19 protein-coding genes and 2 pseudogenes are annotated in these 21,811 nt (G+C 32.7%); 16 read left to right on the top strand and 5 right to left on the bottom strand.

Features of this window, described 5'->3' with window-relative positions:
- Nucleotides 1–28 precede the first annotated feature (28 nt).
- Nucleotides 29–259: a glutaredoxin family protein gene (locus DYE57_RS08245; RefSeq protein WP_115313618.1), complete on the bottom strand. Its 231-nt coding sequence runs from the start codon at nt 257–259 to the stop codon at nt 29–31.
- A gap of 199 nt (nt 260–458) precedes the next feature.
- Here DYE57_RS08245 and DYE57_RS08240 point away from each other — a divergent pair.
- The 3 genes and pseudogenes from DYE57_RS08240 (at nt 459) to DYE57_RS08230 (ending at nt 3,563) form a co-directional block, all read left to right on the top strand.
- Nucleotides 459–1,816, top strand: a pseudogene (locus DYE57_RS08240) (cytochrome ubiquinol oxidase subunit I).
- A pseudogene (locus DYE57_RS08235) lies at nt 1,813–2,819 on the top strand (cytochrome d ubiquinol oxidase subunit II). The pseudogenes DYE57_RS08240 and DYE57_RS08235 overlap by 4 nt, the downstream one beginning before the upstream one ends.
- 84 nt (nt 2,820–2,903) lie before the next feature.
- Entirely contained in the window at nt 2,904–3,563 is a 660-nt protein-coding gene (locus DYE57_RS08230; protein ID WP_115313617.1) for a potassium channel family protein, read from the top strand.
- Between the two features lie 755 nt (nt 3,564–4,318).
- Here DYE57_RS08230 and rnjA read toward each other — a convergent pair.
- The 3 genes from rnjA to def all read right to left on the bottom strand — a co-directional run bounded on the left by rnjA (nt 4,319) and on the right by def (nt 7,278).
- Entirely contained in the window at nt 4,319–6,067 is a 1,749-nt protein-coding gene (rnjA, locus tag DYE57_RS08225; protein WP_115313616.1) for a ribonuclease J1, read from the bottom strand.
- On the bottom strand, nt 6,067–6,285 hold the full coding sequence (locus DYE57_RS08220; protein WP_115313615.1) for a DNA-dependent RNA polymerase subunit epsilon: 219 nt from the start codon (nt 6,283–6,285) through the stop codon (nt 6,067–6,069). The genes rnjA and DYE57_RS08220 overlap by 1 nt, the downstream gene beginning before the upstream one ends.
- Before the next feature lie 441 nt (nt 6,286–6,726).
- A complete protein-coding gene (gene def, locus DYE57_RS08215) occupies nt 6,727–7,278 on the bottom strand; it encodes a peptide deformylase (protein WP_115313614.1) in 552 nt (183 codons plus the stop codon).
- Nucleotides 7,279–7,494: 216 nt separating this feature from the next.
- Between def and DYE57_RS08210 the strand changes: the two genes are divergently transcribed.
- The 13 genes from DYE57_RS08210 to DYE57_RS08150 all read left to right on the top strand — a co-directional run bounded on the left by DYE57_RS08210 (nt 7,495) and on the right by DYE57_RS08150 (nt 20,120).
- Nucleotides 7,495–8,121, top strand: a complete 627-nt coding sequence (locus tag DYE57_RS08210; RefSeq protein ID WP_115313613.1) for a YkyA family protein — start codon at nt 7,495–7,497, stop codon at nt 8,119–8,121.
- A gap of 171 nt (nt 8,122–8,292) precedes the next feature.
- Entirely contained in the window at nt 8,293–9,405 is a 1,113-nt protein-coding gene (gene pdhA / locus DYE57_RS08205; RefSeq protein WP_115313612.1) for a pyruvate dehydrogenase (acetyl-transferring) E1 component subunit alpha, read from the top strand.
- A 3-nt stretch (nt 9,406–9,408) separates the two neighbouring features.
- A complete protein-coding gene (locus DYE57_RS08200; RefSeq protein WP_115313611.1) occupies nt 9,409–10,386 on the top strand; it encodes an alpha-ketoacid dehydrogenase subunit beta in 978 nt (325 codons plus the stop codon).
- Nucleotides 10,387–10,535: 149 nt separating this feature from the next.
- Complete coding sequence (locus DYE57_RS08195; protein ID WP_115313610.1) at nt 10,536–11,858, top strand: dihydrolipoamide acetyltransferase family protein; 1,323 nt, start codon at nt 10,536–10,538, stop codon at nt 11,856–11,858.
- 3 nt (nt 11,859–11,861) lie between these two features.
- Entirely contained in the window at nt 11,862–13,268 is a 1,407-nt protein-coding gene (lpdA, locus tag DYE57_RS08190) for a dihydrolipoyl dehydrogenase (protein ID WP_115313609.1), read from the top strand.
- 155 nt (nt 13,269–13,423) lie between these two features.
- A complete protein-coding gene (locus DYE57_RS08185) occupies nt 13,424–13,711 on the top strand; it encodes a UPF0223 family protein (RefSeq protein ID WP_115313608.1) in 288 nt (95 codons plus the stop codon).
- 138 nt (nt 13,712–13,849) lie between these two features.
- Nucleotides 13,850–14,389: a helix-turn-helix domain-containing protein gene (locus DYE57_RS08180; RefSeq protein WP_115313607.1), complete on the top strand. Its 540-nt coding sequence runs from the start codon at nt 13,850–13,852 to the stop codon at nt 14,387–14,389.
- A 12-nt stretch (nt 14,390–14,401) separates the two neighbouring features.
- The gene (locus DYE57_RS08175) at nt 14,402–15,496 is read left to right on the top strand and encodes an ABC transporter ATP-binding protein (RefSeq protein WP_115313606.1); all 1,095 of its coding nucleotides are present in this window, start codon (nt 14,402–14,404) and stop codon (nt 15,494–15,496) included.
- The gene (locus tag DYE57_RS08170; protein WP_115313605.1) at nt 15,489–16,292 is read left to right on the top strand and encodes an ABC transporter permease; all 804 of its coding nucleotides are present in this window, start codon (nt 15,489–15,491) and stop codon (nt 16,290–16,292) included. The genes DYE57_RS08175 and DYE57_RS08170 overlap by 8 nt, the downstream gene beginning before the upstream one ends.
- Nucleotides 16,293–16,297: 5 nt before the next feature.
- Complete coding sequence (locus DYE57_RS08165; protein WP_115313604.1) at nt 16,298–17,110, top strand: ABC transporter permease; 813 nt, start codon at nt 16,298–16,300, stop codon at nt 17,108–17,110.
- On the top strand, nt 17,107–18,180 hold the full coding sequence (locus tag DYE57_RS08160) for an ABC transporter substrate-binding protein (protein WP_115313603.1): 1,074 nt from the start codon (nt 17,107–17,109) through the stop codon (nt 18,178–18,180). Before DYE57_RS08165 ends, DYE57_RS08160 begins: the two co-directional genes overlap by 4 nt.
- A gap of 68 nt (nt 18,181–18,248) precedes the next feature.
- Nucleotides 18,249–19,451: a lipoteichoic acid stability factor AuxB gene (gene auxB / locus DYE57_RS08155; protein WP_115313602.1), complete on the top strand. Its 1,203-nt coding sequence runs from the start codon at nt 18,249–18,251 to the stop codon at nt 19,449–19,451.
- A gap of 141 nt (nt 19,452–19,592) precedes the next feature.
- Nucleotides 19,593–20,120, top strand: coding sequence for a DUF4064 domain-containing protein (locus tag DYE57_RS08150; RefSeq protein WP_115313601.1), 528 nt, complete (start codon nt 19,593–19,595; stop codon nt 20,118–20,120).
- A 246-nt stretch (nt 20,121–20,366) separates the two neighbouring features.
- Here the strand turns inward: DYE57_RS08150 and DYE57_RS08145 are convergent, their stop codons facing one another.
- On the bottom strand, nt 20,367–21,713 hold the full coding sequence (locus DYE57_RS08145) for an Nramp family divalent metal transporter (protein WP_115313600.1): 1,347 nt from the start codon (nt 21,711–21,713) through the stop codon (nt 20,367–20,369).
- Between the last annotated feature and the right edge of the window lie 98 nt (nt 21,714–21,811).

The raw sequence follows: 21,811 nt of genomic DNA, 5'->3' as shown, positions 1-21,811 counted from the left end.
AGTGGTTTTTCATTGAATTAATTTAAATTTAAAGATTTAATATCGTATTAAGTTTATCTATATCAACATTATATATAGTTTCACCTTTTAATAATATAAATGGAGTTGCATAAGCGTCATAATCTATCATTTCATTACGAAATTGAGAATGTTTAATATTTTTCTCCACATAATCAACATTATGCTCACTTAAATAATTTTTGATAAAGGCACAGAGTGGACAATTGTCTTGAGTATAAATTGTGACTTCGCTCGTCATTTATAACATCCTTTCAAACTTTTCTCAAAATACTATATAAAAAAATAAAGACAAATCAATGTTTGTGAACGTTGTGTGAAACGTCATAAAATAGACGCATTAATTTAAAGCAACTTAATTTAGTTCAACGTGATGAGGATTTATAATTTTAACCACTTTTGGCTCCAATATATCAAAATAAAGAAAAGGTGATAAATAGATGGATTCAGTTGAAATAAGCCGATTTCTAACTGGTATGAATCTTGCAGTACACATATCATATTCGCTACAATCGGTGTCGGTATGCCTTTAATGTTTGCAATCGCAGAATTTATTGGTATTAAAAAAGATGATGCAAACTATATTGCATTAGCCAAAAGATGCTCAAAAGGCTACACAATTACTGTAGCTGTTGGAGTCGTGACAGGTATAATCATAGGCCTACAACTCTCACTTGTTTGGCCAACTTTCATGAAAATGGGAGGGCATGTCATTGCTTTATCACTATTTATGGAGACATTTGCATTCTTTTTCGAAGCAATATTTCTAAGCGTATATTTATATACTTGGGATAGATTTAAAAATAAATGGATACACTTTATTATCTCTTTACCAGTTATTATTGGTGGCTCTTTCTCAGCGTTCTTTATTACATCAGTGAACTCATTCATGAATACGCCTGCTGGTTTTGAGATGAAAAATGGACGCATGGTTAATGTTCAACCGTTAGAAGCGATGTTTAATTCATCATTTATAGTGAGAGCATTCCATGTAGTAGCGACTGCAGGTATGACTATGGCATTTATATTGGCTGCAATTGCAGCGTTTAAGTTATTACGCAATAAACATCCAGAGGATAAAACATATCATAAAAAAGCGCTTTATATGAGCATGATGATTGGTTTCATAAATACAGTATTATCTATGATAGCAGGGGATTTTTCAGCTGAATTCTTGCACAATGTTCAACCGGAAAAGCTTGCTGCATATGAATGGCATTACGATACTCAGTGACACGCGAACTTAGTATTCTTTGGAGTGCTAAACGAAAAAACACATGAAGTGAGTGGGGCAATTGAAATACCAGGACTTTTAAGTTTCTTAGCTGATAATAGTTTTACAACTAAAGTTAAAGGGTTAAATGAATTCCCTAAAAATGATTTACCACCAATGATTGTGCATTATTTCTTTGACTTAATGGTATCAATGGGTGTGTTTTGCTTTATCATTTCCGGAGTATACATGTTGTTTCTACTTATAAAGAAACTGCGTAAATATTTAACTCACAAAGTGACACTTTACGCAATTTTATTAACTGGACCTGCATCAACGCTTGCGATAGAATTTGGCTGGTTTTTAACAGAAATGGGTCGACAACCATGGATTATTCGTGGTTATATGCGTGTATCTCAGGCAGCGACACAAGCTGGAGGCATTACGCTTGTAACTATTATGTTTGGTATTTTATATCTTGTACTTTTAGTGACTTCTGCTTATGTGTTAATTAGAATGTACAAAAATAAACCTGCATATCAAGATGTTGATAAAGTAATTGAAAAGAGAGGGGGAACAAAATAATACATGCGTATATTGGGATAACAGTGCTATGGATATTCTTGTTTTGTTACATCATCATCGCTTCAATAGATTTTGGTGCAGGCTTCTTCGCGCTACATTCGAAAATGCTAGGTAAAGAGAAAAAGATTAATCATTTAATTCATAGATATCTGAACCCCGTATGGGAAGTGACGAATGTATTCTTTGTCTTCTTCTTTGTAGGATTTATAGGGTTCTTTCCTGACTCTGCGAAATATTTAGGAACTGTGTTATTAGTACCAGGTTCCATTGCCTTAGTATTGATCTCAATTCGTAGTAGTTTTTATGCTTTTGAAAATTATGGACAAGATACGAAGTTACCTTGGATAGTGTTATATGGTTTAACTGGTTTATTTATTCCTGCTTCTTTAGCTACAGCATTAACAATTTCAGAAGGTGGTTTATATTAGTGAACATGGCTCACATATCGATTTAAACTGGCTACAATTACTTTTAAGCCCGTTTGCTTGGTCAGAGTCGTATTCTTAGCTTATATATTTCTACTGATTTCTTAATATTCTATGCTCATAAAGCTAATGATAAACCTGCCTATAATTTAACTATACAATGGCATATTTTTTTGGGACCACCCATGATTGTCATTTCATTATTTGTTTTCTTATCTTTAAGAATTCAAAATGCTGATCATTTTAATAATGCAGTATTTAACTACTGGTGGATGTTTGCGCTTAGCTTTGTCTTTTTCTTAATTGTAGGTGCGTTAACTATTTTTAAGAAAAATCATGGCTTAGCGTTTATTATAGTCATTTTACAAATGTTATTTGCTTTTTTTGGATACGGAATGAGCAAACTACCATATCTACTTCATCCATTTGTTAAAATTACAAGTTCTCATGTTAATCCAGAAATGGGTTTAGCATTAGTCATTGCGTTTACTTTAGGTTTACTTTTAATAGTTCCATCGTTAATATTATTATTGAGACTATTTGTTTTCGACAAATCATATGTAGAAGGCAAGAGATAATATCATTTCGAGGATATTGATTATAGTTGGTGTTCTTTCATCAATGTTAATCACTTTTCCTCTTTTATATAGTGGAGGACGAATATGGATAAAGAGTATGTCGTAATAGGACTTGGCCGTTTCGGTGGTAGTATTGTTAGAGAACTGAATGCCTTAGATATGGATGTAATGGCAATTGATAGAGACGAAAATCGTGTCAATGAATATAGTGATATTGCTACGCATGCAGTTGTAGCTGATACAACAGATGAGGAAGTCATGAAAAGTCTAGGAATACGTAATTTTGATCATGTAATTGTTGCTATTGGTGAAAATATTCAATCCAGTACATTAACGACATTGATATTAAAGGAATTAGGTGTTAAAAAGGTAACGGCTAAAGCACAAAATGATTATCATGCTAAGATTTTAAATAAAATTGGTGCAGATACTGTAGTTCATCCTGAAAGAGATATGGGACGTCGTATTGCTCACAATGTGGCGAGTGCAAGCGTACTCGACTATTTAGAACTTGCAGATGAACACTCGATAGTAGAATTAAAATCAACTGAAAAAATGGCAGGTCAAACGATTATAGATTTAGATATTCGTGCACAATATGGAATTAATATTATTGCTATTAAACGTGCTAAGGAGTTCATTGTATCTCCTGATCCAAACATCAATATCGAAATTGGTGATATTTTAATTATGATTGGACACGATAATGATTTAGGTCGGTTTGAAAAAAATATAAGCAAATAATTGTGAGGTTACTGAATTGTTTCTCCCTTTGAAGTACGATTAAAACTTTGAAGGGAGATTTTATTTTGAAAATTTAAATCAAATTAAACGCTAAATAATTTAAAAATAATTATATACCCCATTTTAAAACAATATTGTGTTATTACACATTAATGTTTTAATTGTATATTTATTTCTTTTCGATTAGAATTAAGATTATAGAAATGATGATTTGTAAAGGGAATTCAACATAAATGTAGTGTTATTCATGTTAGGCGATAAATTTAATTATGGGTGAGATGGTTCAGTGACCTCGGAAGTAAATTTACTGGAGGTTTAAAAACGAAAAAGACAATTTGTCACTTGCAGTAGAGGTGAATAAACGATGTTGATTAAAAGTAAGCTATACATAGCAATGATTTTTATATTAATGATATTGGATATTGCTTTAATTTCTAATAATAATTTTATAACCAATCCGATAGGTTTTAGGTTAATCTATTTTATTATTTTTGTATGTTATATGATGGTCATTTTAGGTTTTACTTTAAGGAAAAAATAATGTGACTATATCAGTAATCAGGTTCTAAAATAAATTCTAATTAATGGAATTATCTTAGGGCCCATTTTTTTACCATGATTTTTAGTATGAACATCTTAGAATACTAAATTATTTGAAGAGAAAAATTTACAGTTTCACTACAAATTAACGTGAATACATAAAAACTCCCACTTAGTTTTTCAACATGTGGGAGTATAAAATAAATTTATTTGCATTATGATTTTGATTCTTTTTTCTCTCGAGTGTTACTTTTGGGTTTCTTAGAAGAATGTTGACTTTCTTTATCATCTTCATTTACTTTCATAATGACAGGTAAAATCATAGGTTTACGTGCTGTCTTTTCATAAAGGTAAGGGTGAAGTGTTTCAATAATTGAAGATTTAATTTGATGCCACTGGATGTCTTTATTACTGTTCAATTTAGATATAACATCTGTTTTAATCTTACGTTGTGCATCATAAATTAATTGGCCAGACTCACGCATATAAACAAAGCCACGAGAGATAATATCAGGACCTGAAAGCAACGTATTAGTATTAAAGTCGATACTAACTACTACAATTACTAACCCTTCTTCAGAAAGTAACTTACGGTCTCTAATAACCACATTCCCTATATCACCAATACCGCTACCATCTACAAGTACATTTCCAGATGGAATTCTTCCAGCTTTACGTGCTGAATCATGTGTTAAGGCTAACACATCACCAATGTCAAATATAAACACATTATCTTCATCTATACCACATTGAACACCTGTTTCACCGTGAGCTTTTAACATACGATACTCACCGTGAATAGGTAAGAAGTATTTTGGTTGAATAAGGCGTAACATTAACTGTTGATCACCTTGTGAACCGTGACCAGAAGTATGAATATTAGAAATCTTACTGTGAATCACATCAGCACCTGCTTTATATAAAGCATTGATTGTGCGGTTAATACTTTTAGTGTTCCCTGGAATAGGAGATGAGCTGAAGACAACAGTATCCTCAGGAATAATTTTAATTTGTTTATGAGTACCATTGGCAATTCTTGATAAAGCTGCCATTGGTTCGCCTTGAGAACCGGTACAAAGAATTAATAATTCATGTTTAGGAATACTATTTATCTTATTAGGTTCTATAAATGTCTCAGGTGGAGCTTTAATATAACCTAATTCCATCCCAATTTTAATATTATTTTCCATTGAACGACCAAATGTTACGATTTTACGATTATATTTTATTGCAGCTTCTACTGCTTGTTGAACACGATAAATGTTTGAAGCGAATGTTGCAAATATAATACGACCTTTACAATTTCTGAAAATTTTATCCACATTTTGTCCAACTTCACGTTCGCTTAGAGTAAAATCTGGGACAAGTGCATTTGTTGAATCAGAAAGTAAACAGAGAACACCTTCTTCACCCAATTTTGCCATTTTAGCAATGTTAGCTGGTTCGCCAACAGGTGTGAAATCGAATTTAAAATCTCCAGTGTGTACTATTTTACCCTCAGGTGTATCAACGATAACACCATAAGCTTCTGGAATACTATGAGTAGTAAGATAGAATGAGACTTCGAAATGTTTAGATTTAATTACACTATTTTCATCAATTTCATGTAGTTCAGTAGTTCTTAGTAGATGATGTTCTTCTAATTTATTACGAATAAGACCTAATGCTAATGGACCACCGTAAATAGGTACATTAATTTGTTTTAATAGGAAGGGCACACCGCCTATATGGTCTTCGTGTCCATGAGTGATAAACAGACCGACAATTTTATCTTGGTTCTGTTCTAAGTAAGTGTAGTCAGGAATGACATAGTCAATGCCTAAAAGGTTATCATCAGGGAATTTAATTCCAGCATCGATAATTACAATTTCATTTTTATACTCGATAGCATAGGTATTCTTACCAACTTCACCTAGACCACCAAGCGCATATACACCTACTTCATTTGAATGTAGTTGCTTCATTATTCAGCGTTCTCCACATTAAAATTAGGTGAATGTTCTTTCTCGTATTCTAAGTGTGCGCCCTCTAATTTAGTAATAAATTCAATGTTAAAATTGCGGTCTTTTAAATAACGTCTTACTTGTTCTTCCGTTTGTCCTTCAACATAGATAGTTTGTGTATTTTCTCGAACGATGACTTCGTCTTTGTTATGTTGATAAAATACTTTAAATACTGCCATTTTTAAAATTTCCTCCTAAATACTTATTTGTTCATATTTACGACCCTAGCGGTAAATACTCGGGTTATTAAAGAGCTATATATATATGCATTTAAAATTCTTTCTTCAATAATTAGTGTTCTAAGATTTTAAGTTTTAGAAACATACTAGCTCAATCTAAACTTTGGTTTGAACAACGCTCGTTTAATTTCACTGCCCAGTATGTTCTCTAGGGTAATAATGTCGTTCAATATTTGAAATTAGTATAATTTTACTAAGATTTCAGTTAACTTTTATTTTACATGATGTTTTTGAATAAATAAAGCAGTTTTATCTTACTTAATTGATTCTCGTTTCTACAGTTTAGAATTATTAATGAGTAAATAGTGCTTTTAATAAAAAATACTTCACTAAGCATGTTTTAAATACAACTTAGTGAAGTGTTAGACTTAAATTTATTAATTATACCTCTACGGCATCTTCATGCGGTTTTAAAGGTTCATTAGCATCGATATAGTCATAAAACATGATGCCATTTAAATGGTCAATTTCGTGTTGGAAAACAATTGCAGGATAACCTTTGAGACGCAGTTTAACTTCATTACCGTCAATATCTTGAGCTTTAATCGTAATTCTATTATGACGGTGTACTAATCCTGGAATATTTTCATCAACACTAAGGCAACCTTCGCCTGTAGGTAAGTAAGCTTCCTGAACGCTATAGCTCATAATTTTAGGATTTACGAGCATATAATCATATGATTTACCATTACCATCATCAGGTAAATAAACTGCAATCATACGTTTTGCTACATTTATTTGAGGTGCAGCTAAACCTACACCAGAACGTAAACCATAACGTTTAGCAGTTTCTTCATCTTGACTATTGATTAAAAATTCACGCATTGCACATAAAGTTTTTTTATCTTCATCTGAAAGTGGAAAGCTTAATTCTTTGGCCTTTTCACGAAGTGTTGGATGACCATCTTTAATAATATCTTTCATTGTTAACATGTCATACACCTTCCTTATTTATTAATATATCAGATAAATTAGACTTAAGTACATTATTAGATACTTGTAATCGTGAAGATATGTTTTGAGTTGGTTTACAGTGGAAGAGCATTTTATTATAAAGTTAAAATGAAATGTACACAATAGCTTAATATTGATTTATGTTTAAATATTATTTAATATTACAAACGAACAACTATGAGGAGGTAACAGTTAATGAAGTTCGGAAAAACTGTCGCAATTGTCCTAACGTCAACAGTGTTATTAGCTGGATGTACTACTGATAAGAAAGAAATAAAAAAATATGATGACCAAGTTCAAAAAGCTTTTGATCAAGAGAAATCAGTAAATAGTACCAGTAAAAAAATAAATAAATTTGAAGAAGACAAACAAAAGTTATTTAAAAAAGTTAACAACAAAGATCAAAATACAAGAAAACAAGCCGCGAAAGATATCGTAAGTAACGTAGAAAAACGCCAAAAAGAATTTAAAAATGAAGAGAATGCTTTAAATAATTCAGAAAAAGAATTTAAGAAAGCAAGGCAATATATGAATCATATTGAAAACAAAGCTAAGAAAAAAGAAGTCAAAGAATTAGACGATGCGATTAAAGAAAAATACACAGCCCACAACGCTTATGCAAAGGCTTACAAAAAGGCGCTTGGTAAAGAAAAAGATCTGTTTACTTATTTGAATGAAGAGAATGCAACACAATCTGAAGTAGATAGTAAATCTAAAGACTTATCTAGTGCTTATAAGGATATGAATAAGAAATTCAAAACATACTCAAAAGCCATGAGAAAGGTAACAAGAGAGAAACAGGATGTAGATCAATTTAAATAACTAAATGAAGTAATACAGTTGTACGGTTTATACTATAACAGTACGTATGACTGTATTATTTTACGTTAAAACAGAACTTTATGAAATCGTTTAACAGGCAATTTCATTTATGATACAATTAAGGAGGATAAAATGAATTTCTATTTAAATGGGAAAGGTATGGTGAATTGAATGGCTCCTAAGTTACAAGCCCAATTCGATGCAGTTAAAGTTTTAAATGAAACTCAATCGAAATTTGAAATGGTTCAAATTTTGGATGAGGATGGTAATGTCGTAAATGAAGACTTAGTACCTGATTTAACAGATGAACAATTAGTAGAATTAATGGAAAGAATGGTATGGACACGCATTCTTGATCAACGTTCAATCTCACTAAATAGACAAGGACGTCTTGGTTTCTACGCGCCAACAGCTGGTCAAGAAGCTTCACAACTTGCTTCACAATATGCATTAGAAGGCGAAGATTTCATCTTGCCTGGTTATCGTGATGTACCACAGTTAATTTGGCATGGTTTACCTTTTACAGAGGCTTTCCTGTTCTCAAGAGGGCACTTTAAAGGAAATCAATTTCCTGAAGGTGTCAATGCATTAAGTCCACAAATTATTATTGGTGCCCAGTATGTTCAAACTGCTGGTGTTGCTTTTGGACTTAAAAAACGTGGAAAAAATGCGGTAGCTATAACATACACTGGCGATGGTGGTTCTTCACAAGGCGACTTCTATGAAGGTATCAACTTTGCTTCAGCATACAAAGCACCCGCTATTTTCGTAATTCAAAATAATAACTATGCCATTTCTACTCCACGTAGTAAACAAACTGCTGCTGAAACTTTAGCTCAAAAAGCTATTTCAGTAGGTGTTCCTGGAATTCAAGTAGATGGTATGGATGCTTTAGCAGTTTATCAAGCAACATTAGAAGCACGTGAACGTGCGATAGCAGGAGAAGGTCCTACTGTCATTGAAACACTCACATATCGTTATGGATCTCATACAATGGCTGGGGATGATCCAACGCGTTATAGAACTTCTGACGAAGATGCAGAGTGGGAGAAAAAAGATCCATTAGTTCGTTTTAGAAAATATTTAGAGTCAAAAGGTCTTTGGAATGAAGATAAAGAAAATGAAGTCATTGAACGTGCTAAATCTGAAATCAAAGCAGCTATTAAAGAGGCTGACAACACAGATAAACAAACTGTTACTTCTCTAATGGATATTATGTATGAAGATATGCCTCAAAACTTATCAGAACAATATGAAATTTACAAAGATAAGGAGTCGAAGTAAGCCATGGCACAAATGACAATGGTTCAAGCGATTAACGATGCGCTTAAAACTGAACTTAAAAGAGACGAAGACGTATTAGTGTTCGGTGAGGACGTTGGTGTTAACGGTGGTGTATTCCGTGTAACTGAAGGACTACAAAAAGAATTTGGTGAGGATAGAGTATTTGATACACCTTTAGCAGAATCAGGTATCGGTGGTTTAGCACTAGGTCTAGCTGTAACAGGTTTCCGTCCAGTTATGGAGATTCAATTCTTAGGATTCATATTTGAGGTATTTGATGAAGTTGCTGGTCAAATAGCACGTACACGATTCCGTTCAGGTGGTACTAAACCTGCACCTGTAACTATTCGAACACCATTTGGTGGTGGAGTTCATACTCCTGAGTTACATGCTGATAACCTTGAAGGTATTTTAGCGCAATCACCAGGTTTAAAAGTTGTTATTCCATCAGGTCCATATGATGCTAAGGGTTTATTAATTTCTTCTATTCAAAGTAATGATCCGATTGTTTACTTAGAGCATATGAAATTATATCGTTCTTTCCGTGAAGAAGTACCTGAAGAGGAATATACAATTGAAATTGGCAAAGCAAGTGTTAAAAAAGAAGGTAATGATATTACGCTAATTGCTTATGGTGCAATGGTTCAAGAATCTTTAAAAGCAGCTGAAGAATTAGAAAAAGATGGTCACTCTGTAGAAGTTATTGATTTACGTACTGTACAACCTATTGATATAGATACTTTAGTAACTTCAGTAGAAAAAACTGGTCGTGCTGTTGTTATACAAGAAGCTCAACGTCAAGCTGGTGTAGGAGCTCTAGTAGCTGCAGAATTAGCTGAACGTGCAATTCTGTCATTAGAAGCACCTATAGCTCGTGTAGCTGCAGCTGACACTGTATATCCATTTACACAAGCGGAAAATGTTTGGTTACCTAACAAAAATGACATTGTTGAAAAAGCAAAAGCTACTTTAGAGTTTTAATCATTGTATGATTTAATCAATGGATTAGCTGACTGTAGTAATAATTAAGTAATAAAGCGTAAACTAAGTTGTAAAGGCTTTCTTATCTTGCAACTTTAGTATATATTTTAAAACTAATTTAAAAATGTAAATCTTAGGAGGACAAGAACGTGGCATTTGAATTTAGATTACCCGATATTGGGGAAGGTATCCACGAAGGTGAAATTGTTAAGTGGTTTGTTAAAGCTGGTGACGCTATTGAAGAAGATGACGTTTTAGCTGAAGTTCAAAATGACAAATCTGTAGTAGAAATTCCTTCGCCAGTAAGCGGAACTGTTGAAGAAGTTTTAGTAGATGAAGGAACTGTAGCAGTAGTTGGTGACGTTATTGTAAGAATTGATGCTCCTGATGCTGAACAAATGCAATTTAAAGGTAACCATAGTGATGCTTCTTCTAATAAAGAAGACAAACAAGAAGAAGCACCTGCGAAAGAAGAATCAACTGCCTCATCACAAACAAACGCTCAAGAAGCTTCAGCACAACAAACAGAAGTTGATGATAACAAAACTGTTAAAGCTATGCCTTCTGTGCGTAAATACGCTCGTGAAAATGGTGTTAACATTAAAGCTGTTAATGGTTCAGGTAAAAATGGACGTATTATAAAAGATAACATTGATGCCTACTTAAACGGTGGAAATACAGATTCAGATTCTAGTGAGAGTGCAGCAACTGTATCATCTAGTAGTGAAGATTCTAACACTAGTGTAAATCAAACTTTACCAGAAGGTGATTTTCCTGAGACAACAGAAAAAATCCCTGCTATGCGTAAAGCAATTGCTAAAGCAATGGTTAACTCTAAACATACAGCACCACATGTAACATTAATGGATGAAATTGATGTACAAGAGTTATGGGATCACCGTAAAAAATTCAAAGAAATTGCAGCTGAACAAGGTACTAAACTTACTTTCCTACCATATGTTGTTAAAGCTTTAGTTTCTGCATTGAAAAAATATCCAGCACTTAATACCTCATTTAATGAAGAAGCTGGAGAAATTGTACACAAATATTATTGGAACATTGGTATTGCAGCAGATACTGATAAAGGTTTGTTAGTACCTGTAGTTAAACATGCAGACCGTAAATCAATCTTTGAAATTTCTGATGAAATTAATGAATTAGCCGTCAAAGCACGTGATGGTAAATTAACTTCTGATGAAATGAAAGGTGCAACTTGCACAATTAGTAATATCGGTTCAGCTGGTGGACAATGGTTCACTCCAGTTATCAATCACCCAGAAGTAGCCATCTTAGGAATAGGCTGTATTGCTCAAAAACCAATTGTTAAGGATGGAGAAATCATAGCAGCACCGGTACTATCATTATCATTAAGCTTTGATCACAGACAAATTGATGGTGCAACTGGACAAAATGCTATGAATCACATTAAATGTTTATTAAATAATCCAGAATTATTATTAATGGAGGGGTAAAACATGGTAGTTGGAGATTTCCCAATTGAAACAGATACAATTGTAATCGGAGCAGGTCCAGGTGGATACGTTGCAGCAATTCGTGCGGCTCAACTAGGACAAAAAGTAACAATCGTTGAAAAAGGTAATTTAGGTGGTGTGTGCTTAAACGTGGGCTGTATCCCATCTAAAGCATTACTTCATGTGTCTCATCGTTTTGTTGAAGCACAACATTCAGAAAACTTAGGGGTCGTCGCTGAAAGTATTTCTTTAAACTATCAAAAAGTCCAAGAATTTAAATCATCAGTAGTTAATAAATTAACAGGTGGTGTTGAAGGTTTATTAAAAGGTAACAAGGTTAGCATCGTTAAAGGTGAAGCTTACTTTGTTGATGGAAACAGTTTACGTGTCATGGACGAAAAGAGCGCTCAAACTTACAATTTCAAACATGCGATTATAGCTACTGGATCAAGACCAATTGAAATTCCTAACTTTAAATTCGGTAAACGCGTGATTGACTCAACAGGTGCATTGAATTTACAAAAGGTGCCAAATAAATTAGTTGTTGTAGGTGGCGGTTACATTGGTTCTGAATTAGGTACAGCTTTTGCTAACTTTGGTTCAGAAGTAACTATCCTTGAAGGAGCTAAGGATATTTTAGGTGGATTCGAGAAACAAATGACGCAACCAGTTAAAAAAGGTATGAAACAAAAAGGCATCGAAATTGTAACTGAAGCGATGGCTAAATCTGCTGAAGAATCAGACAACGGTGTTAAAGTTACTTATGAAGCTAAAGGCGAAGAAAAAACAATTGAGGCTGATTATGTATTAGTAACAGTAGGTCGTCGTCCTAATACTGATGAATTAGGATTAGAAGAATTAGGTCTTAAATTTGCTGATCGTGGTTTATTAGAAGTTGATAAACAAAGTCGTACATCAATTGAAAATATCTTTGCAATAGGTGATATTGTACCTGGTTTACCGCTTGCTCATAAAGCAAGTTATGAAGGTAAAGTAGCTGCTGAAGCAATTGATGGACAAGCTGCAGAAGTTGATTATATTGGAATGCCAGCAGTTTGCTTCACTGAACCGGAATTAGCTCAAGTTGGTTATACTGAAGCACAAGCTAAAGAAGAAGGTTTATCAATTAAAGCTTCTAAGTTCCCATACGCAGCTAACGGACGTGCATTATCATTAGATGATACAAATGGTTTCGTTAAATTAATCACGCTTAAAGAAGATGATACAATTATTGGTGCCCAAGTTGTAGGTACTGGTGCCTCTGATATTATTTCTGAACTAGGTTTAGCAATTGAATCAGGAATGAATGCTGAAGATATTGCTTTAACTGTTCATGCTCATCCTACTTTAGGTGAAATGTCAATGGAAGCAGCTGAAAAAGCAATTGGATATCCAATCCATACTATGTAATAACACTTTAAATCATTTATAAATGATGAGTATATTTGAGACCTGCGATGCAGGTCTCAATTTTTCATATTAAGCATTCAAAGCATTTGTTTTATCATATTGCTCTTATACACTAATGATAAAGTTTGATTTTATAACGGAGGTTGTGATGTTAAATGGAGTATCAATATTCTTTAGATTGGTCAAATGATGAAATGATGCGAGTGATTCAATTTTTTAATAAAATAGAAAATTACTATGAATCGTCAGTTAGTGGAGAAGAGGTAATGTCTGCTTACAAAGAATTAAAAAATATTGTTCCAAGTAAAGCGGAAGAAAAACAAATTTTTAAGCATTTTGAAAATAAAAGTGGTTATAACAGCTACAAAGTTGTTCAAGAGATAAAGAATAATCCTCAACAAAACTCTTTTGGAAAAAAGTTTAACTCTTTCTCGCTGATTTAAAATTTTTTCAAAAAATCTTACTTAACAATTAACTTAAAACTATTGATTACTAAGCTAAATTCTGTTACTTTTATAAAGCACTAAACAAAATGTTTAATATTAGTAAACTTAATATAGTTTTTTTAGGTGGTTTCAAAAATGGATATAGGACATAAGTTACGTAACTTAAGACGTATAAAAAATCTAACTCAAGAAGAACTTGCGGAGCGAACGGATTTATCAAAAGGGTATATTTCCCAAATTGAAAGTCAACATGCATCACCAAGTATGGAAACATTCTTAAGTATAATAGAAGTACTCGGTACATCGGCAAGTGATTTTTTTCAAGAGACCACAAGTGAAAAAGTATTATACAAAAAAGAAGAACAAACGACATATGATGAATATGATAGAGGATACATATTAAATTGGCTTGTTACGAGTTCAAATGAATTTGATATGGAACCTTTGATACTTACTTTACGCCCAGGTGCATCATATAAAAATTTTAAACCATCTGAATCTGATACCTTTATTTACTGTATTGAAGGAGAAATCTCTTTACAGCTAGGGAATCAAGTATATAAGGCCAGTAAAGAAGATGTACTATATTTCAAGGCTAAAGATAAACATCGCTTGTACAATGAAACAAATGAAGAAGTGAGAATCTTAATTGTAGCCACAGCTTCATATTTATAAGGAGGAGTGTTTATGGAGCCATTATTATCTTTTAAATCTGTAAGTAAAGGGTTTGACGACGTGCAGATTTTGGATGGTATAGATATTGATATTGAATCAGGTTACTTTTATACATTGTTAGGACCTTCCGGCTGTGGTAAAACAACAATTTTAAAGCTAATTGCAGGATTTGAATATCCAGATAGTGGCGATATCATTTACAATAATCAACCCATTGGTAAACTACCACCCAATAAACGTAAAGTGAACACAGTCTTTCAAGATTATGCATTATTTCCACATCTAAACGTCTTTGACAATATTGCTTATGGGCTTAAATTAAAGAAGTTTAATAAATCTCAAATTAAACAAAAGGTTACAGAAGCACTTAAATTGGTCAAACTCTCTGGATATGAACAAAGACAAATTGAGGAAATGAGTGGTGGTCAGAAACAACGCGTGGCTATTGCGCGCGCAATTGTCAATGAACCAGAAATATTGTTATTAGACGAGTCTTTATCGGCTTTAGATTTGAAACTGCGTACAGAAATGCAATATGAACTACGTGAGTTACAATCTCGATTAGGTATAACTTTTATTTTTGTCACTCATGATCAAGAAGAAGCGTTAGCGCTCAGTGATTACATTTTTGTTATGGAAGATGGTAAGATACAACAATTTGGGGCACCTATTGATATATACGATGAACCTGTCAATCGCTTTGTCGCAGACTTTATCGGAGAGTCTAATATTGTTAAAGGACGAATGGTTAAAGATTTTGTTGTCAATATTTATGGACAAGATTTTGAATGTATCGATATGGGTATCCCTGAAAATAAAAATGTAGAAGTAGTGATTAGGCCAGAAGATATTTCACTAGTTACTAAAGAACAAGGCCTGTTTCAGGCACGCGTAGATTCTATGCTTTTTAGAGGCGTACATTATGAAATTTGTTGTATGGATAAAAAAGGATATGAGTGGGTAATTCAGTCTACTAAGAAAGCAGAAGTAGGTAGTGAGGTTGGTCTATACTTTGAACCAGAAGCTATTCATATAATGGTACCGGGTGAGACCGAAGAAGAATTTGACAAACGAATAGAAAGTTATGAGGATGTAGACCATGCGTAGCTTAAATAAAATGTTAATCATACCTTATCTTTTATGGATGGTTATTTTCATAATTATTCCCGTTGTCCTATTAGTCTATTTTTCATTTATAGATGTACACGGGCACTTTAGTTTAACAAATTACCAACAAATCTTAACACCACGATATTTTAAAATGTTCATAGATTCTATTTGGTATGCGGTATTAATTACGTTAATCACTCTAATTGTTAGCTTTCCTGCAGCTTATTTTATTACCTATTCAAAGTACCAAAATATTTTACTCATGGTTCTCATCATTCCAACATGGATTAATTTACTTTTGAAGACCTATGCATTTATTGGATTGCTGAGTCATGATGGTATTATAAATCAAACATTACATGTCTTTCATCTTCCGATATTCAATATGCTATTTACTAGTGGGGCCTTTCTACTCGTTGCGAGTTATATTTATATTCCATTCATGATTTTACTTATATTCAATAGTATGAAAGCTATACCTCATAATGTTATACAAGCTTCGAGTGATTTAGGAGCAAGCCCATTGACTACGTTTCGTAAAGTGATTATTCCTTTAACTAAGGAAGGTGTGATGAATGGGATACAAGTTACATTTATACCGGCCCTTTCACTATTTATGATTACAAGATTAATTGCTGGTAATAAAGTGATTAATGTAGGTACAGCCATTGAAGAGCAATTTTTAACCATTCAAAATTATGGAATGGGTTCTACCATTGCACTATTTTTAATTATTTTTATGGCTTTGATACTGATTTTGACGAAATCTAAATCATCTGATGGAAAGGGGTGACTGACGTGAAATGGTATGGAAAATTATATATTGGATTGTTAATTGCTGTACTCTACCTTCCAATATTATTTTTAATGATTTATTCATTTAGTTCAGCTGGAAACATGAGCCATTTTGAACATTTTACGTTAGAACATTACCAAACTTTATTTCAAGATGATCGCTTAATGGCAGTCATTTTTAACACCATTGCTGTAGCATTATTGGCTGCCTCTATTTCAACAGTTATAGGTACGTTTGGAGCCATTGCGTTATATTATTTACGCAATAAAAAGTATAAATTAACGCTTTTAACAATGAATAATATATTAATGGTGTCATCTGATGTCGTAATTGGTGCTTCATTTTTAATTATGTTTACAGCTTTAGGTCATTTTACGGGTTTAGGGTTAGGATTTTCTACTGTTTTGGCTTCGCATATCGCATTCTGTATTCCCATTGTGGTTATTATTGTTTTACCACAGTTATATGAAATGAATGACAACATGCTAAATGCTGCCAGAGATTTAGGGGCTAGTGAGCCTCAATTACTAAGTAGCGTGATTATACCAAATATTATGCCCTCTATTATTGGTGGATTTTTCATGGCACTCACATATTCATTAGATGATTTTACTGTTAGTTTCTTTGTGACAGGTAATGGTTTTAGCGTTTTATCAGTAGAAGTTTATGCCATGGCTAGAAAAGGTATAAGTATGGAGATTAATGCTATTTCCACAATCTTATTTGTAACTATTATATTTGGAATAATGGGCTATTACTTCATTCAACATATCGTTAGATGGCAAAATGCAATCAAGCGAGGTGTGAGTGAATGAAGCGTTTTTTACAATTGATTATTTCAGCTATAATTATTGGAATCTTATGTTTAGTAGTTAGTCATTGGTTTCAATCTAAAGAGGATACGCATACAAACGAGAAATTGTATGTATACAACTGGGGAGAATACATAGATCCTAGTTTGATAAAAAAGTTTGAAAAAGAAACTGGTATACAAGTGGTTTATGAAACTTTTGATTCAAATGAAGCAATGGAAGCTAAAATTAGAAATGGTGGTACCCATTATGATGTTGCTTTTCCCAGTGAGTATACAGTTCAGAAACTTAAACGTTCTAATTTACTTATACCGTTAAATCATAATAAAATACCTAATATGAAGAATCTTGATTCAGATTATACTGATATGCCATACGATCCACATAATCAATATTCTGTTCCATATTTCTTTGGTACGGTAGGTATTTTATATAATAAGAATAAATATCCTGAAGAAAGTTTTAATAGTTGGAGCGATTTATATCAAACTAAATTTAAAAATGATATTTTATTAGTAGATGGTGCACGTGAAATTATTGGATTAGGATTAAATAAATTGGGATATAGTTTAAACGATAAAGATTCATCTCATATTCGTCGTGTTGAAAAAGATTTAAAAAAGCTAACACCACAAGTAAGAGGTGTCGTTGGTGACGAGATTACTATGATGCTTCAACAAAATGAGGTCAATATTGCTGTTGTTTGGAGTGGTGTAACAGCTCCATTAGTTCAATATAGTAATAAATATGATTATGTTGTACCAAAAGAAGGTTCGAATCTATGGTTTGATAATATAGTCATCCCTAAAACTGCTCAAAATAAAGAAGGAGCATATAAGTTTATGAACTTTTTATTGGATGCAAAAAATAGTAAACAAAATACTGAATGGGTAGGTTATGCAACACCTAATAAAGCTGCGAGAGATCGTTTACCTGAAAAGGTGAAAAGTGATCATAGGTTTTATCCTACGCAACAAGAACAACAACATTTAGAAGTATATAAAGATTTAGGACAAGAAACTTTAAGTGATTATAATGAAAGTTTTTTTAATTTCAAAATGTCTTTGAAATAACAAATAATAGTTATTTAGTGTAATGTCTTATATAATGATTTGATAAGTAAAGTAAGGAGTTGTAGCGGATGTCAGGAGAGCAATACACACAAATTAAGCGTCCAGTTAGTCGCCTAACTGAAAAGATATTAGGTTGGTTTAGTTGGATATTTTTACTTATATTGACGATTGTAACGATGTTTATTGCACTCGTATCGTTTAGTAATGATACTTCTATAGCTAATTTAGAAAGTTCATTAAACAACAATGAACTCATACAGCAAATTTTAGGTAATAATGATTTGAGTACAACGCAATTTGTTATATGGTTACAGAATGGTGTATGGGCCATTATTGTTTATTTTATCGTTTGTTTATTAATTTCTTTTTTAGCTTTAATTTCAATGAATATAAGAATACTTTCTGGTTTCTTATTTTTAATAGCTGCCATAATCACAATTCCGTTAGTATTGCTTGTGGTTACTTTAATTATTCCTATTCTATTCTTCATTATTGCAATTATGATGTTTGCAAGAAGAGATAAGGTTGAAACGGTACCAGCATTTTACAATGAAAATTATGGTCAACCTTACTATGATAATCATGAATACTATGATGACTATCAACCTCATTCAAAAGGACCTCATGACTACTATGATTCCTTTATGGATGGCTACGAAGATGAGTATGAACCTACTCATACTAAAAATGAAAATAGAAAAACAAGACGACAACTTAATAAAGACAATCAACAAAGAGATGCATACGAAATACAAAACTATAAGACACAATTTGATAATGAACCATATAATAATGATTTTTCAGAACAAGATTCATATGGTGAAACAGATGATAAATATTCACAGTTCCCTAAACGTGCGGTTGAAAGTGAATATGCTTCATCACAACAAGCTGAAGAAGAGCCAGTAATTATGTCTAGACAAGCTAAGTATAATAAGAAGTCTAAAAAAGCAAATCATGACGATATTCAGCAAAAGCAAGATTTCTATGAAGAAAATCGATATGGTTATGGAAACCAGTATGATGAACCCCAAGTTGATCTTAAAGAATTAAAAGCTCAGCGTAAAAGAGAAAAGGCTGAAATTCGTGCTAAAAAGAAAGAAAAGAAAAAAGCTTATAATAAACGTATGAAAGAACGACGCAAAAATCAGCCTAGTGCAGTTAATCAGCGTCGTATGAACTATGAAGAACGACGCCAAATGGTACAAGAGGAACAAGATAGTAACCAGGAAGTGGCAGATAATCAACAACAAAGTGATAATAAAAAATAAATTAATTTAAAGTGGTGGACTTTCTTATAACGAAGGAAGTCCAATCACTTTTTTATATACGAATAAACGTTTGAATTAGCGATATTAGATAAATTTTAGTATGATAAAAACAAAATAGAACGACAGGGAGGACCGTTATAGATGAATAAAAAAGTGGAAATTTCATTAGCCTGGGTAGCAAATGGTTTAAGCTTTTTATATTTATTAATTACAAGCATTTCATTATTATTTATGAATAATGATTCTTATCAACAACAATATAACGATATGCTTAAACAGTTTACAGGTGCACAACAAAATTTATCTTCTGAAGTTGTATACTTATCCATTGTTTTATCAATCGGTATCTTAGCGTTTTCAACTATATTAGGCGTTTTTGGTGCTTTAACTATCAAAGGGCGTAAAAACCTTGCTGGCGGTTTATTAATAGCTGCTGCTATTATTGGTTTTTTCACCTCAAATATTATTGCTGCTATTTTATGGATTATCGCAGCAATTAAATTATTCTCTAAAAAAGAGCCATCACAAAAGGACAATCTACATCAACAATACAATGAAACTAATAAACGCACTACGAACGATTATAAGCAACCTCGTCAGAATGATGAAAAATGGGATCCTGATAAAGAATTGAGAAATCGCAAAAAAGATGATCCCTATATTTATTAAATAATGATTGTTATTATTTTGTAAATCTTCCCGATATGATAAATTAAAACGTCTAGTTGTTAATGAAACCAAAAAATGAACCCCCTTCCGGTGAAAAAAGTAGTACGTCTCTATAGTTGGACTAAAAACCTAACTTTAGGGTGTACACATCAAGGTCTCACTGGAGGGGGGATGAATATGCTGTTTAAAATAATAAAAACTTAGATGAATAGTTTCATTGTCAATAAATCAATTCATTTTATAGGTTTATAATTCTTGGAATGTTTGAATGATGAGATAGACATTGAGTCCACTTAGTATTACGATAAGCGTCCACGAAATAATATTTACCCATGCTTTATTAATGAATGGACCCATTAATTTTTGATTACTCGTTGCAACCTGAAGTGGTACTAAGGAGAAAGGTAAAGCAATACTTAAAAATACTTGCGAAAATACTAGTAATTGCTCTATCTTTGCAGCATTACCTTTAAAAATGATTAAACATATAATTACAGGTATAACAGCTAAAGAACGTGTAATTAAACGACGTAACCAGTTTGGTATTGATAATCTTAAAAAACCTTCCATAACGATTTGACCTGCTAACGTACCAGTTATAGTAGAGTTTTGTCCAGATGCCAAGAGTGCTACGGCGAATAACGTACTCATTACGCTACCCAGAGTCGCTCCAAGCACTGGTTCTGTTTTTAATGCGCGATAAAGATCGTAAAATCCACCTAAGTCGTTCGTTTTAGTTCCAAAGAAAAGAGCTGCTCCCAAAGTAAGTAGCAAACAGTTAACCACAAATGCGATAGATAATTGAATATTTGAATCAATACTTGCATATTTGATAGCTTGTGCTTTTTCTTGGATGCTATGTCTATCATATTTACGTGACTGTACAATTGATGAGTGAAGATATAAGTTATGTGGCATTATGGTTGCGCCAATAATACCTAATGCGATGTATAGTATTCCTTGATTCGTTACAATTTCTTGATGTGGTACAAAACCGTTTAAAATATCTGAGAGTTGTGGTGAAGAAATATATACTTCAAACACAAATATTGCCAACACAGTAAATATCAATGTACCTACTATTGCTTCTATTTTTCTAAAACCGAATCTCATTATAAATAATAATAAGAATACATCAAATACTGTAATTAAAGCACCTACAATTAGTGGGATGCCAAAAATTAAATCTAAGGCTATGGCGCTACCAATTACTTCTGCAATGTCTGTAGCAATGATAGCTAATTCCGCGATAATCCAAAACATAATTGCTATAGGTCTATTTAAAAAATGACGCGTCATTTGAGCAAGGTCCATGCCTGTTGCTATGCCTAATCTTACCGTCATACTTTGTAATAGCATAGCTGCTAAACTCGAGATTAAAATTACAAATAATAAAGTATAGCCATATTGCGCGCCACCCTGCATAGATGTAATCCAATTACCAGGATCCATATAGCCGACCGCTACTAATAATCCTGGGCCTAAAAACGCTAAAAATTTTTGACTTGCACTACTTTTATGATCAAAATCAATGGTATTATTGATTTCGTCTAAACTCTGTTGTTGTGCATAGTTGTTGTCTTTTACATTCAATAAATATCACCTCTAAAATCCTATGAAAACATGATACCCTAAACAATAAATTAGGTCAACCTAAAAATATTGTGTGGCAATTAAAAAGCTTGAATGAC

The sequence above is a fragment of the Staphylococcus saccharolyticus genome (assembly GCF_900458815.1).
In the GTDB taxonomy this organism is placed as follows: Bacteria; Bacillota; Bacilli; order Staphylococcales; family Staphylococcaceae; genus Staphylococcus; species Staphylococcus saccharolyticus.
This window is presented reverse-complemented; position numbering and strand designations above follow the sequence as displayed.